This is a genomic window from Anoxynatronum sibiricum (genome assembly GCF_039414295.1).
In the GTDB taxonomy this organism is placed as follows: Bacteria; Bacillota; Clostridia; order Peptostreptococcales; family Tindalliaceae; genus Anoxynatronum; species Anoxynatronum sibiricum.
Window position 1 is genome coordinate 17,740 of the sequence record NZ_JBCITM010000010.1, and the last position, 16,916, is coordinate 34,655.

Sequence of the window (16,916 nt, forward strand, 5' to 3'; positions counted from 1 at the left end):
CTGTCAGTACAGATAAATCTAATCTTCGCGTTCACTCAGTTCAACCAGCACGCCACCGGTGCTTTTGGGATGGCAGAAAGCAATTTTGGCGCCGCCTGCTCCGTACCGGGGTGATTCATCAATCATCCGAATGCCTTTCTCTTTCATGTTTGCGATGGCCTCTTCAATGTTGTCCACCCGGAATGCGATATGCTGGATGCCTTCCCCCTTCTTATCAATGTATTTGGCAATGGGCCCTTCAGGATCGGTGGACTCCAGCAGTTCCACTTCGGAATCACCGACGGGAAGGAAAGCAACCCGTACCTTCTGATCTGCCACTTCTTCCTTACCGGTGCAGGTCATGCCCAGCACCTCTTCATAAAACTTCAGTGTTTCGTCCAAATTACTGACAGCAATACCAATATGATCAACTTTCAGTGTTTTCATAGGCTTCCTCCTTGATCGATTGCTTCATCATTTCCTGCAGTACCAAACGGCTAATGGTGTAAGGGTCCTGTTCCCTTCGCGCCACTTTTTCAGCCAGACCCCTCAACCAGTTTCGGTTGTCACTGTTGCGCATCAGCTGTTTCACCAGTGCCGTCTGCGCCAGATCCATGATTTCCAGCTCACTGTTGCGAATCCGGGTTTCTGCCAGTTTTTCTGTGGATTCCAGATACTCCCAGTGTTTTTCCAGATTGTCCACGGCTTCTTCAATACCTTCGTTCTTTACTGCCACGGCTTTTGTTACCGGGGGGCGCCACTCCTGATGATTGAAATCCAGCATCATTTCGATTTCCATTTTCGTTCGGTCGGCACCGTCCCGGTCAGCCTTGTTAATCACAAAAACATCACCAATCTCCATAATGCCGGCCTTGATGGCCTGAATGTCGTCTCCCAGGCCGGGCACCATTACCATCAGTACCGAATCGGCCACTTTAACGATATCCACCTCAGACTGTCCCACACCCACGGTTTCAATCAGCACATAATCCATTCCCAAAAGATCCAGAATTTTGACGGCCCCCAGCGTTGCCTTGGAGAGCCCTCCCAGGTGACCCCGGGTTCCCATGCTGCGAATAAAAACACCCGGATCCAGGTTCAGGTCAGACATGCGAATTCTGTCTCCCAAAATAGAGCCGCCCGTGAAGGGGCTGGTGGGATCCACCGCAATGACCCCCACGGTGGCACCTCTGCTTCGCAGCTGCTTCACCACTTTATCCACCAATGTGCTTTTACCTGCCCCTGGCGGGCCGGTAATGCCGATAACTCTTGCCTTCCCGGTATGCTGATAGAGGGAGGCCAGAATGGCAACAGCTTTGGGATCATCATTTTCAATGAGCGAGATCATGCGTGCAGCTGCTTTTTTGTCACCCTGCAGTAATCGTTCACCCAGTTCCATGCCTTCATCTCCTAAAAACTCAGTTGCCTTTCCTATTGCTTGCGTTTCAGGTTTTCGCGAATAAAGTCAATGGTGACTGTCGTGGGAGTTCCCGGTGTAAAGACTTCTGCAATCCCTTTTGCTTTCAGTTCGGGAATGTCTTCTTCCGGGATCACGCCGCCGCCAAGTACCAATATTTCATCATAGACTTCTTCTTTTTTCAGTAAGTCCACCACTTTTGGAAGCAAGTGCCCATGGGCTCCGGAAAGAATGCTGAGAGCCACCACATCCACATCTTCCTGGATGGCTGCCTGTACAATTTGCTCAGGCGTCAGACGCAGGCCCGTATAAATGACTTCCATACCTGCATCCCGCAGAGCACGGGCAATGACTTTTGCGCCTCTGTCGTGGCCGTCAAGGCCGGGTTTTGCCACCAGTACACGAATCGGTCTATCCATTCAACTTCCTCCTCATCCTATGGCTATTGATTACAAAACCACACTTTGCTGGTATTCGCCAAAAACTTCCCGAAGGGTACCGCAGATTTCGCCCAATGTGGCGTATGCCTTTACCGCATCAAGAATGAAGGGCATCAGATTCGCTTCTGTCACAGCGGCTTCCTTTAAAGCTGCCAGGCGATCTGACACCTGCTGGTTATCGCGTTCAGCACGCAATTGATCCAGCTTGGCCTTTTGCATTTCACCCACAGAGGGGTCCACTCTCAACAAGCCTTTGGGTGCCGATTCTTTGACCTGGAATTTATTGAGACCGACAACGATGCGTTCATTTTTTTCAATTTGTTTCTGGTATTCGTAGGCACTGTCCATGATTTCCTTTTGAATATAACCTTTTTCGATGGCCGCAGGTGCACCGCCCATTTCAGTGATCCGGTTAATATAGGCCATGGCTCCTGCTTCAATCCGATTGGTCAGGTCTTCCACATAGTAGGACCCTGCCAGAGGATCAGCGGTTTCGGCCACACCACTCTCATGGGCCACAATTTGCTGGGTACGCAGTGCAATGCGAACAGAATCCTCTGTGGGCAATGCCAGGGCTTCATCCTTGGAATTGGTATGCAGCGACTGGGTGCCTCCCAGTACAGCGGCCAGGGTTTGAATGGCCACGCGCACAATATTGTTATCCGGCTGTTGCGCTGTCAGCGTTGAGCCGCCTGTTTGTGTATGGAACTTCAACATCATTGATTTTTCACTCTTGGCACCATATTTTTCCTTCATCAGCTTCGCCCAAATCCTTCTGGCCGCCCTGAATTTGGCGACTTCTTCCAGCAAGTCGTTATGGGCGTTGAAGAAGAAGCTGAGGCGGGGCGCAAAGCTGTCCACTTCCAGTCCTGCTTCAATGGCAGCTTCCACATAGGCCATCCCATCGGCCAGCGTGAAGGCAACTTCCTGAACAGCCGAAGAGCCGGCTTCTCGAATGTGGTAGCCGGAAATGCTGATGGTATTCCATTGGGGCACTTCTTTGGAACAGTACTCGAAAATGTTGGTGATGAGTCTCATGGAAGGTTCCACAGGGAAAATGTAGGTGCCCCGGGCAATGTATTCTTTTAGAATGTCATTTTGAATGGTGCCCCGAAGCTGCCCCGGAGAAACACCCTGCTTTTCAGCAACGGCAATGTACATGGCCAGCAGCACAGATGCAGGGGCGTTGATGGTCATGGAGGTGCTTACCTGATCGAGGGGAATGCCGTCAAAAAGAATTTCCATGTCTTTCAGGGAGTCAATGGCCACACCGACTTTTCCCACTTCTCCTTCAGAAAGGGCATGGTCAGAGTCATATCCAATCTGGGTGGGAAGATCAAAGGCAACTGAAAGACCTGTTTGCCCCTGTTCCAGCAAATACTTATAGCGTTTGTTAGATTCTTCTGCGGTGGCAAACCCGGCATACTGACGCATGGTCCAGAACCGCCCGCGATACATGGTCGGCTGAACACCCCTTGTAAAAGGATATTCTCCCGGCAAACCCAACTGTTCGCTTTCATCAAAACCTTCAAGATCAAGGGATGTGTAGAGGCGTTCCACCGGCTCACTGGAACCCGTCACAAATTTTTCTTTGCGTTCCGGGAATCGTTCCAGGCTTTTTGCGGTTTTTTCGTCCCATTGCTGTTTTCTCGTGCGCAGTGCATCCAGCTTTTCTTTTTCGGCCATCTTGTTTCCTCCCTCAAATCATTTTGTCCCATCATTGACCAGCACCAATTCTTGCACCCGGTTGTCTATTCCTTGTTCAGAAGCTGGTTGAATATCCAGTCTTATTCTACATTTTTTTCACAGGGGGCGCAACCTATTCTATTGATTTCCGTGAAAATCTTTGTTTTTTAGGAACTTATTGGAATAAAACCAAAAAATATAGAAGGAAAGATACGAATTGTTCAAAGCGAAAAACTTCTGTCTTTTTTGCATATTTATGAAAGTTTTGATGCGAATCTTTCATGCGCCAGACTAAAGAATAAAACACGAGAAGCCCTATCTGAAAATAGGGCTCTCGCGTTTTATGACTCACAATCTTTAATTTTCCTGGCTCCGGGCTGGTTGGTAACCATCCTTAAGTGGCTCTCCTTTTGTGGCACCTGTTTTCTGTTCAAGCTCTTTCTCCAGGGGCTGTGCCGTCTTTTCGACTGATTCAGCCTCTTCCGTTTCAGGGATCAGATGTTCCAGAGGCGCTTCCAGTTGTACTGAGGCAATTTTTTGACGTACTTCATCAATGTCATCCTCTTCTTCAATGGTGATATTCCCCTTGAAGATACGGATATATTCGTCCGCGTTGAGGGTTTCCAGCTTCAGTAGTGCATTGGCAATGGAGTGGAGCAGTGCCATGTTTTCTGTCAGCAGTTTTTCTGCCTGGTGATAGCCTTCATCCACCAATCGCCGAATTTCTTCATCGATCACTTTTGCCACATCTTCTGAGTAATTTCTTTTGGATGTGAAGTCGCGGCCCAGAAAAACCTCATCTTCATCACTGCCAAAGGTCATGGAACCAAGTTTTTCGCTCATGCCGTATTTGGTGACCATGGCCCGGGCAACTGCCGAGACTCGCTGAAGATCATTCTGTGCACCGGTGCTGATATCTGACAACACCAGTTTTTCAGCCACCCGACCTCCCAGGAGATGTACAATATGCTCCTGCATTTCGGTTTTTGTGGCGTAATATTTATCTTCCTTGGGCAGGATCATGGTAAACCCTCCGGCACGTCCCCGGGGAATAATACTCACCTGGTGAACCGGATCTGTGTTGGGCAGCATGGAAGCCACCAGTGCATGTCCCGCTTCATGGAAAGCCGTAATTCTGCGCTCTTTTTCACTGATGATTCGGCTGCGTTTTTCCATGCCGGCAATCACTTTCGTAATCGCTTCTTCAATGGTATCCATCATGATTTTCTTTTGATTTTTACGGGCAGTGAGCAGTGCTGCTTCGTTCATCAGATTCTCAATATCCGCAGGGGAAAACCCGGGTGTACGGCGGGCAAGCACTTGCAGGTCCACGTCTTCTGCCAGGGGTTTGCCCCGGGCATGTACCTTCATAATTGCTTCTCGTCCCCGTAAATCGGGCAGCCCCACCATTACCTGGCGGTCAAACCGGCCTGGTCTCAGAAGCGCCGGGTCAAGGATATCGGCCCGGTTGGTGGCTGCCACCACAATGACTCCTTCATTAATGCCAAACCCGTCCATTTCAACCAGCAGCTGGTTCAGGGTCTGTTCCCGCTCATCATGACCGCCGCCAAGTCCGGCACCACGCTTGCGGCCGACTGCATCTATTTCATCAATGAAAATGATGCAGGGAGCTGTTTTTTTCGCCTGGTCAAAAAGATCCCGCACACGCGAAGCTCCCACCCCGACAAACATCTCCACAAAGTCGGAACCACTGATGCTGTAAAAGGGGACGCCTGCCTCACCGGCGACGGCTTTGGTCAGGTAGGTCTTACCGGTTCCCGGAGGGCCCACCATGAGAATTCCTTTGGGAATACGGGCGCCCAGTTCAATGAACTTGCGCGGGTTTTTCAGGAATTCCACCAGTTCCTGCAGTTCTTCCTTTTCTTCATCCAATCCGGCCACATCGTTGAATGTAATCCGGCTTTTTTCATCGTCCTTATGAAGCTTTGCCTTGCTCTTTCCAAAGGACATCACCCGGTTTCCACCGCCCTGAGACTGCTGCATGAAAACAAACCACAGCACGACAAAAATCAGGATCATGAACACCGATGGCAACAGCTGAATAAACCAGGGAGTTGTCGGTGGCGGAGCACCCTTCACCTGCAACTGCTGTTCTTCCATTAACGGCATCAAAATGGCTGTTAATTCTTCTTCGCTGAACACAACGGGCACAAATGATTCGAAGGGAACCTCCTCACCATTTTTGATCAGGGTACCTTCAACCGCCCGGTCAATGTTGGTAATCTCTTTTATCGTACCGCCCTGCAGCTCTGCATAGAACTCCGAGAAGGGAATTTCGATGGTTTGCTGTGGTGGCTGCACAAACTGCTGTACCAGTATCAACAACACGATGAAAATAATGATATAGAAACTGGCACCGCGGAACATTTTCCTCAAGCCGTGTCCTCCTTCCGATAAAATTCATCTTAACATCATCTCATTGTAACACAGAATAAGTCGTGAAACAACCTGAAATCTTAGCCATTGACAGGTGCAAACAACCATTTTTCGGCGGAAGTTCATCCCTCCGGTCGATATTCCAGCACCAGCGCCTGCTTGGTTTCAGGGCGAAGCGCAGCCACTTCGCTGATTCCCCAGGCAGTCACCCACAGAATGGTTTCTCCATGGCACAGTAACAGGCAGTTTTCACGGTCTTTCCCCTTGATTTTCGCATCCACGAAGGTCTTTTTAATGGTTTTGGATCCCTTCATTCCCAGTGGTTTCCAGCGATCTCCCGGTCGCCGGGAGCGCATCATCAGATCCTGGTTCAAGTCATCTGCGGCAATCACCTGACAGTAAGGATCATGTTGTTTCACCCGTGCTGAACCGGCAGTCACTTCCCGGGAAAAAACACTGCCCCACCCCCGGGGAAGCCAGGTAACCCCGTTTCGCCTCAGTAAAACAGGCGGCATGGGTGTCGTTGTTGTTTCAGGCTGCTCTGCCTTCGGCATGATGATTGTTTTCTTCCAGGTGATTTTAACATAAACATCACCCGGCCAGTGAAGCCATTTCTCCTGAACCGGATTTCGAATCATCTCCACAGCCTGTTTTACCTGGCGATAGGTAAGGGTATGCGTGGTGGTGGTCATCTGTTGCCAGGTCTTGCGAAGTACCCGGGACAACAGGGCATCAGGCAACCTGGTCAAAGCTTCATTCTCGTATTGACAGCCGCTTTCTTCCTGATATGCCTGTGTATTCATGGCTTCTTCCGCCAGCTGGTTCAAGGCAGCTTCATCTTCGCGAAGCAGAGTGGCTGTTCGTCCCAGATTGCTGACAATTTCAGGATTAAAGGCAGCAAGATGGGGCAGCAGTTCCAACCGAATCTTGTTGCGGGTTGCCTCGGGCATTTCGTTGGTTTCATCCTGGCAGAAATCCAGCTGGTGATGGGTGCAGTAGGCCATTACCTCATCGCGACTGACGTCCAGCAGCGGCCTGATTACTTTACCATTACAGGGCGCCATGCCTCCCAATCCCTTGAGCCCGCTTCCCCTCAGCAAGTTCATCAACAGGGTTTCTGCCTGATCATTCTGATGATGTGCCACTGCAATCCAGTCAGCTTCAATGCGCTCTGCCACGTCATTGAGAAATGCATAGCGGCACAGGCGGGCAGCCGTTTCCACCGACAACCGTTTTTCCTGGGCCACGGTACCAACGTCTTCACTTTTCACCACGCAATGAATGCCCATCTGACGGGCAAAACGCATGGCGAAGGCAGCGTCACGATTGGCTGCCATTCCCCTTAAGTTGTGGTTCAAGTGAGCCGCATACAGGGTAAGCGGCCATTTTTTTCCCAGCATGACCAGGGCATGAAGCAGACAGACTGAATCCGGCCCACCGGAGAGCCCCACCAAAATACGGTCTCCCGGTTGAAAAAGGGCTGATTGAAGTATTTTGTTTTCAATGGTGGACGTCACCACCTACACCCCCAATGTCACCTGCATTTACTGAAGTGGATTAATCATGGTTTTTGATTGATGATTCAGCTTTGATGGTCCTGCTTTATTGTAACACAAAAAACCCGCTGCCGGTCTGATGACCGGAAACGGGCGGAAAATACAAAGGATCAACTGGCGTTACACCAGCTTTCGTTCCACCATTTCGTGTACTACAAAAGCCGCCACATCTTCAGCGTAACTGCCGGATCCAAAACCGGCATCATATCCCAGTTCCTTAGCCAGTTCATGGGATAGGCGGGGGCCACCACACACCACCACCAGCTTGTCACGAAGGTTTTCAGCCTCTAAAAGTTCGATAAGGTGGGTCAGGTTTTTAATATGGACATCTTTCTGAGTAACCACCTGAGACACCAACAATGCATCCGCCTTCAATTCAATGGCTTTGGCGATCAGTTCCTCGTTTTCAACCTGACTTCCCAAATTATAGGCCTGGACGCCTTTATACCGCTCCAAACCATAGTGTCCATGGAAGCCTTTCATGTTCATAATGGCATCAATGCCCACCGTATGGGCATCGCTTCCGGTACAGGCTCCCAAAATCACCACATCCCGGCGCACCTGATGTTCAATGAACTCTTCCACTTCTTCTTTGCTCATCCGCTCCACTTCAACCTTGGGCACTTTAATGGCATTATAGTTGATGCTGTGCTGGCATTTGGCATACACAATGAAATAAGTGTACCCGATGCCCAGATCCATGGCATTCACCACATTGGGTTCTTCCATCCCCATTTTCAGCACCAGTCTTCGGGCTGCTTCCCGGGCTTCTTCCCCATAGGGTACCGGCAGCGAGAAGCTTAATTGCACCATCCCGTCATCAAGAGTATCTCCGTAAGGCTTAACATTTGCAAGATCAACCTGTTGTACCGACATTACCGCTCACCTCCCAGCATCAATGCAATAAAGGGATTCATATATCCGGCACCTTTTCGGAAAACGCCCTTCAACCCTTTACCGCCGGTGCGGGATCGTTTAACGCCGCCAAATTTTCCTTCTTCAATCGTTTTATAAAGTCCGTCCGATTCGATTTGCGCTAAGAGCGCCACCGCATCTGCCAGTACGTGTTGTGCCCTTCGCTGAATCATGCCGCCTTCTTTAAATTCCACTTCTTCACCGATATCCCGGCAGTTGTTGAAAATGTACTTGGCATTTTCGATGGCCAGGGCCCGGTCATGAAGATGGGGGGTATGATTGGCTTCTGTCAGCATTCCCAGCAGCTGTATTCCTTGATGTGTCCAAATAGAGGCCAGATTGAACATGGCATCCTGAATATGTCCCTTGAAAATGTTTCCCGTCATGAATTTGGTGGGGGGCATGTATTTCAGTGGAGCTTTGGGAAAGATCTCCCGGGCCATTTGTGCCTGAGCCAGCTCAAGAAGAAAACCGTTGGGGATATCCGGATCCATTTCGAAGGCGTGACCCAGGGCCATTTGCTCTTCCGGAAGCCCTGCTTTCAAGGCAAACTGTTCATTGATGAACTGGGAAGCCACCACGGTATGGGCTTCCTCCACCGCATCAGCTGTAGTCAGATAGTTATCTTCTCCAGTGTTGATGATGATCCCTGCAAAACCGTTAATCACCCTTGAGAAAAATTGATCCACCAGGGTTCGCTGCATATTGATGTCCCGGAACAAAATACCGTAAAGGGCATCATTCAACATCACATCCAGCCGTTCAATGGCTCCCATGGCGGCAATTTCAGGCATGCACAGGCCGCTGCAGTAATTACACAACCGAATGTAGCGACCCACCTGTTCACCTGTCTCATCCAAAGCTTTTCGCATAATCCTGAAATTTTCCTGAGTAGCATAAGTGCCTCCAAACCCTTCTGTGGTAGGCCCATAAGGCACATAGTCCAGCAGACTCTGGGCAGTGCTGCGAATTACGGCAATGATATCGGCACCCTGCCGCACCGCCGCCTGGGCCTGCACCACATCTTCATAGATGTTGCCAGAGGCCACAATCAGATACAGGTATGGCTTGGGCCCTTCTCCCAACTCTGTCAGCATCTGTTCCCGGATCTGCCGGTTCCGGCGGATTCTGGTGACCATGTCGCCGGCAGCACGCCCCACCACCGCCTCCACTTCCGATCGGTTCTGCGCCGGAGTTTCCAGTAAGTTCAGGGAACCATCACTCACCCCTTCAGCAATTTCCTGGGGGCTTTTGCCGGTGGCCACCATGGCATTCCCCAGCCAGTAGGCCACACCTGTTTCCAGACCTCCCCCTTCACGAATGTGGTTCACCACCACATTCGGCAGAGGTTGATCCACTTCATCAATCCCGTCAATGCCCATTAATCGGGCGATGGTTCGCTCCACGGTAACCGTGGTATGATCGTCAATGAATCCCTGCACTTCCTGTGCAATGGCCTCTGCCGATGCTCTGGCTTGCTGAATGAGTGCCGGATCAAGGTTCAATTTACTTTTCATTCGCTTTCCTCCCTCTCCCCGTTAACGGGGTTTTCCACTGTTGCTTCCCGATGAAGGCACAGCCACCGTTGGGCTGCCTCCAGAATGTCCGGCTGCAAACCCATCAACGACGCCACTGCAATGGCATCTTTGGGCACTGGCACGCCAGGTTCTCTGGGTTGCAGGCGGTAGTCCATGGCAGCTTCAAAAAGGCCTGAAGACCATCCCGTTTCCTGTACCTGGTGCTTCAGCTTTTGGAGGGTTGCCCGATTAAGTCCCAGCACTTGCAGATGTCTGACTCCCGGCAGATCGCCGACACCGTCATAATGGGTGGTGACGACTGAAATGGCTTTGCTTTGACTTAAATGTGCCACAATCGCCCTGGAAATACAGGTCCCTTCCAAAGGATTGGTGCCGCTGGCCAGCTCATCCAGCAGCAACAGTCCTGATTCATGCGTGCGCTCCAGCACTTCTTTCAGAGCATATATTTCTGCTCCGAAGGTGGACAGTCCCATGGACTGAGACTGCTGGTCGCCTGTTGAAAAATAAAGCCAGTCCACCGGCTGAAAGGCGAAGTGATCCGCCGGCACCCAAAACCCCATCTGGGCCAGGGTGGTCAGGAGGGCCGCCATCTTCAGTGTCATGGTTTTACCGCCCATATTGGCTCCGGTAATCACCGTCACCCCCCGGTTCATCTCAATATCCACCGCAGTGGGCTGCCGGCGCTGTCGGCGCAGGGCTTCTTCCAGAACCGGGTGTCTTCCTCCCGTGATGCAAATGGCGGCTTCGTCTGTCAGCACGGGGCAACAGGACCGATACCGCCGGGCCAGTACCACCTTGCCCAGCAGCAGGTCCATCTGTGCCAGAGCAAATGTATTGGCCATCAGCAGCTCCTGTGCTTCCCCAATACTTTCACTGAGACGCTGGCGCACCCGATTTTCAGCTTCATCTTCCATCATTAACAGCGCTTCTGTTTGCTCTGCTTCCGGTAGTCTGCGCTGCCGATAAATCCATTCGCCGCCCGTTTCGCCGGTCTTTTCGTACGTTCCCAGGGACTCAAGACAATCAATGCCTTCTATATGGGTTGCTGAAATGAGAAATTCACCATTCCAAAGGGGTCGCATGCCCGTTACTTCCACAGCCTGCTGCTCCCGAAGCTTTGTCTGTCGACGCAGGCTTTCCTCCAGCCTGTTTTTTTCCTGGCGAATGTGTTTCAGTTCATCATCATAGCAGTCATACACGTAGAATGTTTCAATGCCCGTCCCCTCGGGATCCAGCAGATCAATGAGCCAATGAACCGGAGCCAGTTCAACCGACGGAACCAACAGCTTCCGGTTATGCTGAAGCACTTTTCTGATTCGCTCCGTAGCAAAAGCCTGCTTTTTGATCTCAAACAGTTCAATGTCTGTCAGCCGATCTCCCCGGGCCGCCAGCAACAGCGATTTGCGCAGGTTGGGCAGGCCATGAAGGTGTTGCCGCAGGCTTTTCAACAGATCAGGGTTTGCCATGTCTGCTTCCAGGTAAAGACCAATTTCACGCCACGACTCCTCCAGTTGAAGTGCTTCTTCACGGGAAAAAGGGCTCAGGGCTTCTTTTGCCAACCGACCATATTCTGTTTCCAATGGCAGGCGGGCCAGGGTTTCTGTCAGCCCTATTGTTTCCGGAATGCTGTCATTCAAAAAGAATGTCATGCCAGGCCCTCCCTTCCCATCACATTGACCACCGGCACTGTCTGAACTGCTTCTCGCATCTGCCGGCAAAAATCAGCGCTCCGAAAGCGCCACCCCCCCGGTGACCAGGGATTCACAGTGAGAAACAGCAAGCGGATGGGGCGGAGCACCTGAAACTGTAATCCCTGCTTCTGCCAAAGCCGCCCTTCCTGCCGGGAAATAAACAGGCGGGTGGCGTCTTCAAGCACCAGGGGCATGTCGCGGTATAACGGGGTGGTATCCACCAGATCTCTGACGGTACGGTTGGTAAGACTGCCCCTGATGAGTACGCCCTGGTGACCGGGCTTCATCAGGCGGCCGATTTCTTTCCCCTGACTTAGCGCCGAGGCGAAAGGCAGGGCTTCAATGGTGCCATCGGCATCCACCAGCCCCACGCCGCTTTCTTCAGGCAGTAAAGCTTCCATGCCTGCCATCCGGGCCTGGGTAAGAGACACAGGGGGTACTTGCGGCTGCCAGAGGGGTGTTTCCAGCACTTGTACCTGATGAGCCGTTTCTGCCACTGCCTCCCGCAAATCCCGTGACAATACAGCACCAGTAGCCAGAATACCGCCGTCAGCAATGGCGGGCGAAGCGCTGGTTTTGCGATTCAGCGCTCCATCCACCAGCACCTGTCGGGCACCATGCCGCAGCATTTGCCGACAAACCCGTTGGATACCCCTGTTGGTATCAGGCCCCGCCAGTTCCACCCAGCCCCGCTGCCTGACCCGCACCAGCACCACCTGACCCACTGGTGTCTTTTCCCGGGTGGTCTCCAGTATTTCCACCCGGGCATCACTGCGCCTGAGGCACAGATCAGTGGTGGCCAGCAGCGTTCCCGGCTCCACCAGTATTCCCGGTTTTTCTGTGCCTGTTACCAGGTCTTCCAGCTCACCGTCCCGGCCAATGGAGGTCAATCCCAGCAGCCGGTTTTCCTGAGCGGCTTCGGCAATCAGACGGTTCAACACCACGGTTTTTCCAGCATTCTTTGCCATTCCAATGACTGCCACCGTTTTCAGTTCATCGGGAATCAGCGACCACAGATTCATTGGTGACTGCGACGGTGTCGTTCCAGGTCTGAAGGTTCCAGTGCAATTTTTTCTCCCAAAATCAGTCCGGCCACACCGCCAACTTCTTTGTTTCTTTCACCGTTGCATACATCGCAGGCGGGATCACTGACATAGTCAGTGGGCTCAGAGTAGGTGGTGATCACCCCTTCATAGTTTCGCAGCACCACTTTACCGGCACCCTGTGAAATCATGTACTGGGGCCCCACGGGAATTTTACCGCCGCCACCGGGGGCATCCACCACAAAGTTGGGAACCGCATACCCAGAGGTGTGTCCCCGAAGACCTTCGATGATTTCAATGCCCTTTGCCACGGTGGTTCGGAAATGCTCAATACCCATGGAAAGATCGCACTGATAAATGTAGTAAGGCCGTACCCGTTCTTTCACCAGGCCATGTACCAGTTCTTTCATCACGTGGATACAGTCGTTCACTCCCCGCATCAGCACCGATTGGTTACCCAGAGGAATGCCTGCATTAGCAAGGCGTGCCAGCGCTTCTTTGGCTTCCGGCGTCAGTTCTTTGGGATGATTGAAATGCGTATTCAGCCAGATGGGGTGGTATTTTTTCAGCATGTTCACCAGATCATCGGTAATGCGCTGGGGCATCACCACCGGTGTGCGGCTTCCAAGACGGACAATTTCCACATGGGGAATTTCCCGGAGTTTGGCTATGATATATTCCAGGCGGGAGTCGGAGACCAGCAGGCAGTCGCCGCCGGATAACAGCACGTCACGCACCTGGGGGGTGTTTTTAATATATTCAATGGCTGCATCAATACGGTCCACCGGCATACCCGTATCCTTTTGGCCTGCAAAGCGCCGACGGGTGCAATGACGGCAGTACATGGCGCACATATCGGTGATGAGCAGCAACACCCGGTCAGGGTAGCGGTGGGTCAGTCCGGGAACCGGGCTGTCCACGTCTTCATGAAGCGGATCATCCATGTCAGAGTCACTTTTATGGAGTTCACGCATGGTGGGGACCGCCTGCATGCGCACCGGACAGCGGGGATCATTGGGATCCATCAGCGCTGCATAGTAAGGGGTAATGCCCATGCGCAGGGTTTCCAGTGCTTTTTCGATTCCATTTTCTTCCTCGGGTGTCAGGTTGATGACTTTTTTCAGGTCTTCCACCTGTGTAATGCGATTCTTTACCTGCCACTCCCAGCTGTTCCACTGATCGTCGGTGACATCCTTCCAGAGCTCAATTTCCTGATAGGAACGCATTTTCTTCTCCTCCGTTCACTTTTCACTTTCTTGATTGGCATCAATGGCTTGCCATCATGCCTGTTTCATTTGGCGTGGAAAAAATCGCCAAAAGGGCGATTTTTTCCACAGGTCTTTCAACCGGCCTGTGATCCGCGGTTTATGCATAAAGGGCTTCAAAACGCTTGCGCAATACATCACTTTCCCGCATGATCTGAAGTGCAATGGCCGCATGGCCTTTGGTGTATCCGTTACCAATGATCATGGTGGTGTCACGTCCCACACCCTCTGCACCCAGTGCAGCTTTAGTGAAGCTGGTGGCCATGCTGAAGAAGTAAATCAGCCCGGTATCTTTAGCCGCCAGAATGCTGCCCATTTCAGTGTTGGGGATGTTCACGCAGTTAATCACCACGTCGGCCATTTCGCCATTGGTCACTTTTTTAACTGCCTCCATGAGTCCTACTGCATCGGTGGAATCAGCCAGTACATATTCGTCGGCCAGCCCCAGAGGCTTGATTTCTTCCAGTGCTTCTGCCCGTCGTCCCACGCAAATGACCTTGCCGGTGACGCCGGCCCGCTTCTTAGCTTCATAGAGACACAGCATACCTGACTTGCCGTTGCCGCCGATGACCACCACTGTATCTCCCGGCTTCACCAGCTTGGCTGTCTGTGCAGGCGCACCCGCCACATCCAGCACTGAAAGAGCCAGGTTTTCCGGCATATCACTGGGAATCACTGCATAAATGCCGCTTTCAAAGAGAATGGCTTTTCCTTTGATATCCACCTGGTCGATTTCTTTGCGGATGGCTACAATATCATCAATCACCAGGGGTGTCAGCGACAGGGACACCAAAGTGGCCAGCTTGTCGCCCACTTTCAGGTCTGTTTTCCCTTCGAGGGCGGGGCCGATAGCCTCAACGGTTCCAATGAGCATGCCCCCTGATCCGGTGACAGGGTTATGATGTTTTCCCCGTTCTGCCACGATTCCCAGCATGATTTCTTTGATTTTTTCAGGGTTGCCGCCTGCCTGCTCTTTGATCTGGGTGAAGCTGGCAGAATCCACATTCAATGTCTGCACATTAATAAGTACCTCGTTGTCATAAATTTCCATGGTGTTGTCGATGCGTTGTGCCGGTTGGGGCAAAACACCTTTTGGCTCCAATACCCGATGAGTTCCGTAGGGACATCCGATTCCTTTTGTCATTTTTTTAACCCTCCTCTTGATTTTAAGGCTGCACCATGTGCCGCCATCTTAACCACCAGTCAGGTGATGCGCCAGTGGCACTCACCCTCCCTCACAATGATCCTGATCATACCAAATCTTTTCTCGCTTTGGATGATCTTCTTCTCTTATGGATATGCAATCATCATGCCAAACCGATTCATCATATCTATTATTCTCTCAAATCATTCAACCATGCGATTTTCAGCCTATTTCGACTGGCTTCCCGTCAGCAAATCCGGAGTTTATTGCCTACTCACGTCATCAGCCGCCGATTATTCGGCACTCAGCTCTGAACCAGCCACGCAAAATGACAAGGAATGATCCCACCAAAAAACCGGCCACCGCTGTCTCAGAGACAGGCGTTGGCCGGCGTTTACGGTGTTTTGATGCCCAGCTTTCCCAGGCGGTATTGCAGGGTTTGGCGAGGAAGTCCCAACAGCCGCGCGGTTCGGGTGATATTTTCACCAGTTTGATGGTAGGTTGTCAGAATAAACTGCTTTTCCAGCCGGTTCATGGCTCCCTTCAGCGTTTCTCCCTCCACCATCACCACACCTGCCGCCTTGCTGGCCTGGGGGCGCCGTCGCTGGAGATAGGGCGGCAGATCGTCTGCCTCAATGGCATCACCTTCCATGACATTCAGCGTCCCTTCAATAATGTTCTCCAACTCTCTGACATTACCAGGCCAGTCGTGCTGCTCCAGCATTCGATAGGCTTCGGGAGTGATTCCCCGCACATGCTTTCCCAGACGTTCATTGAACTTCTCAATAAAGTGCTCCAGCAGCCGGGGAAAGTCTTCCTGACGTTCTTTCAGATCAGGCAGCCGCAAGGATACCACATTCAGCCGGTAGAACAGATCTTCCCGCAGCATTTTGCTCTGAACCGCCTCAAAAGGATCTACATTCATCGCCGCGATGATGCGGACATCCACATCCCGTGTGCGGATATCTCCCACCCGTCTGATGGATTTTTCTTCCAGTACCCGGAGCAGCTTTGCCTGCAGCTCCATAGGCATGGAGTTGATTTCATCCAAAAAAAGAGTGCCTTTGTTTGCCAGTTCAAAAAGACCAGGCCGGTGATCGGCTCCGGTGAAACTTCCCTTTACCGTTCCAAAAAGAATGCTCTCCAGCAACGTGGCTGGAATTGCCGCACAGTTCTGGGCCACAAAGGGATTCTCCCGCCGCTGGCTGGCATTATGAATCGCCTGCACGATCAGTTCCTTTCCCGTTCCTGTGCTGCCGTAAACAATGACCGAAGACTGGGTCATGGCCGCTTTCATAGCCTTCTGTTTCAACCGGGCCAGCACCGCGCTCTGTCCCACCACATGGTCAAAGGTGTATTTTGCCGTTCCCTTTGATTGTCGGGTGGATTGGCGGGCTGATTGGCGCTGAGTGCCGTACATTTTCTTTTGCAGGTCCACCAGCTGCTCTGACAGCTCCCGCACCCGGGTGATATCCCTGGAGATTTCCAAGGCACCAACAATGACTCCCTGCTCCAGAATGGGAATGGTGGTGTTAATGGTGGTGATCTTGCTCCCCTGGTAATTCAGAAAGGTCTGCTGATAATCACAAATGGGTTCACCGACTTTCAGCACCTGCAGTAATGTACTTGATTCTGCTGTTAAAGAAGGGTAGATCTCCAGAATATGATGGCCCACCACCTGCTCTTTATGAAGGCTGTCCAAAGTGGCTGCCGCTTCATTGCAGTACACAATGACCCCTTGGGCGTCCACCATCTGAATCCCTTCGTTCAACAGTTGCAGAAGGGTTTCCATATTTTGCCGGTTTTTAAAGGGATCCAATCTTATCACCGCCTATTTTTCGGCAT

At 51.7% G+C, this 16,916-nt stretch carries 13 protein-coding genes; all 13 read right to left on the reverse strand.

Translation table 11 applies throughout. The features are described from left to right. Positions 1–18 precede the first annotated feature (18 nt). Positions 19–426, reverse strand: a complete 408-nt coding sequence (gene mce / locus AAIG11_RS10635) for a methylmalonyl-CoA epimerase (protein ID WP_343186234.1) — start codon at positions 424–426, stop codon at positions 19–21. Then, positions 407–1,378: a methylmalonyl Co-A mutase-associated GTPase MeaB gene (gene meaB, locus AAIG11_RS10640; RefSeq protein WP_343186235.1), complete on the reverse strand. Its 972-nt coding sequence runs from the start codon at positions 1,376–1,378 to the stop codon at positions 407–409. The genes mce and meaB overlap by 20 nt, the downstream gene beginning before the upstream one ends. Before the next feature lie 32 nt (positions 1,379–1,410). Then, complete coding sequence (locus tag AAIG11_RS10645) at positions 1,411–1,815, reverse strand: cobalamin B12-binding domain-containing protein (protein ID WP_343186236.1); 405 nt, start codon at positions 1,813–1,815, stop codon at positions 1,411–1,413. Between the two features lie 30 nt (positions 1,816–1,845). Then, entirely contained in the window at positions 1,846–3,522 is a 1,677-nt protein-coding gene (locus tag AAIG11_RS10650) for an acyl-CoA mutase large subunit family protein (RefSeq protein ID WP_343186237.1), read from the reverse strand. Between the two features lie 357 nt (positions 3,523–3,879). Then, a complete protein-coding gene (gene ftsH / locus AAIG11_RS10655; protein WP_343186316.1) occupies positions 3,880–5,910 on the reverse strand; it encodes an ATP-dependent zinc metalloprotease FtsH in 2,031 nt (676 codons plus the stop codon). Positions 5,911–6,041: 131 nt separating this feature from the next. Next, the gene (gene tilS, locus AAIG11_RS10660; RefSeq protein ID WP_343186238.1) at positions 6,042–7,436 is read right to left on the reverse strand and encodes a tRNA lysidine(34) synthetase TilS; all 1,395 of its coding nucleotides are present in this window, start codon (positions 7,434–7,436) and stop codon (positions 6,042–6,044) included. Between the two features lie 159 nt (positions 7,437–7,595). Beyond that, positions 7,596–8,351: a lysine 5,6-aminomutase subunit beta gene (gene kamE / locus AAIG11_RS10665; protein WP_343186239.1), complete on the reverse strand. Its 756-nt coding sequence runs from the start codon at positions 8,349–8,351 to the stop codon at positions 7,596–7,598. Next, positions 8,351–9,907, reverse strand: coding sequence for a lysine 5,6-aminomutase subunit alpha (gene kamD / locus AAIG11_RS10670; RefSeq protein ID WP_343186240.1), 1,557 nt, complete (start codon positions 9,905–9,907; stop codon positions 8,351–8,353). The genes kamE and kamD overlap by 1 nt, the downstream gene beginning before the upstream one ends. After that, the gene (kamC, locus tag AAIG11_RS10675) at positions 9,904–11,577 is read right to left on the reverse strand and encodes a lysine 5,6-aminomutase reactivase ATPase KamC (RefSeq protein WP_343186241.1); all 1,674 of its coding nucleotides are present in this window, start codon (positions 11,575–11,577) and stop codon (positions 9,904–9,906) included. Before kamC ends, kamD begins: the two co-directional genes overlap by 4 nt. Beyond that, a complete protein-coding gene (gene kamB, locus AAIG11_RS10680; RefSeq protein ID WP_343186242.1) occupies positions 11,574–12,641 on the reverse strand; it encodes a lysine 5,6-aminomutase reactivase subunit KamB in 1,068 nt (355 codons plus the stop codon). Before kamB ends, kamC begins: the two co-directional genes overlap by 4 nt. Further along, positions 12,638–13,888, reverse strand: a complete 1,251-nt coding sequence (gene kamA, locus AAIG11_RS10685) for a lysine 2,3-aminomutase (RefSeq protein WP_343186243.1) — start codon at positions 13,886–13,888, stop codon at positions 12,638–12,640. The genes kamB and kamA overlap by 4 nt, the downstream gene beginning before the upstream one ends. 139 nt (positions 13,889–14,027) lie before the next feature. Continuing rightward, positions 14,028–15,071 carry an L-erythro-3,5-diaminohexanoate dehydrogenase gene (gene kdd / locus AAIG11_RS10690; protein ID WP_343186244.1) on the reverse strand — a complete coding sequence of 348 codons (1,044 nt, stop codon included), beginning with the start codon at positions 15,069–15,071 and terminating at the stop codon, positions 14,028–14,030. 394 nt (positions 15,072–15,465) lie between these two features. Beyond that, on the reverse strand, positions 15,466–16,890 hold the full coding sequence (locus AAIG11_RS10695; protein ID WP_343186245.1) for a sigma-54 interaction domain-containing protein: 1,425 nt from the start codon (positions 16,888–16,890) through the stop codon (positions 15,466–15,468). Positions 16,891–16,916 lie beyond the last annotated feature (26 nt).

Coding starts and splice junctions, on each gene's coding strand:
- mce (WP_343186234.1), bottom strand. CDS start 426: ATGAAAACACTGAAAGTTGATCATATTGGTATTGCTGTCAGTAATTTG.
- AAIG11_RS10645 (WP_343186236.1), bottom strand. CDS start 1,815: ATGGATAGACCGATTCGTGTACTGGTGGCAAAACCCGGCCTTGACGGC.
- kdd (WP_343186244.1), bottom strand. CDS start 15,071: ATGACAAAAGGAATCGGATGTCCCTACGGAACTCATCGGGTATTGGAG.
- kamD (WP_343186240.1), bottom strand. CDS start 9,907: ATGAAAAGTAAATTGAACCTTGATCCGGCACTCATTCAGCAAGCCAGA.
- meaB (WP_343186235.1), bottom strand. CDS start 1,378: ATGGAACTGGGTGAACGATTACTGCAGGGTGACAAAAAAGCAGCTGCA.
- kamE (WP_343186239.1), bottom strand. CDS start 8,351: ATGTCGGTACAACAGGTTGATCTTGCAAATGTTAAGCCTTACGGAGAT.
- kamA (WP_343186243.1), bottom strand. CDS start 13,888: ATGCGTTCCTATCAGGAAATTGAGCTCTGGAAGGATGTCACCGACGAT.
- ftsH (WP_343186316.1), bottom strand. CDS start 5,910: ATGTTCCGCGGTGCCAGTTTCTATATCATTATTTTCATCGTGTTGTTG.
- kamC (WP_343186241.1), bottom strand. CDS start 11,577: ATGACATTCTTTTTGAATGACAGCATTCCGGAAACAATAGGGCTGACA.
- kamB (WP_343186242.1), bottom strand. CDS start 12,641: ATGAATCTGTGGTCGCTGATTCCCGATGAACTGAAAACGGTGGCAGTC.
- AAIG11_RS10650 (WP_343186237.1), bottom strand. CDS start 3,522: ATGGCCGAAAAAGAAAAGCTGGATGCACTGCGCACGAGAAAACAGCAA.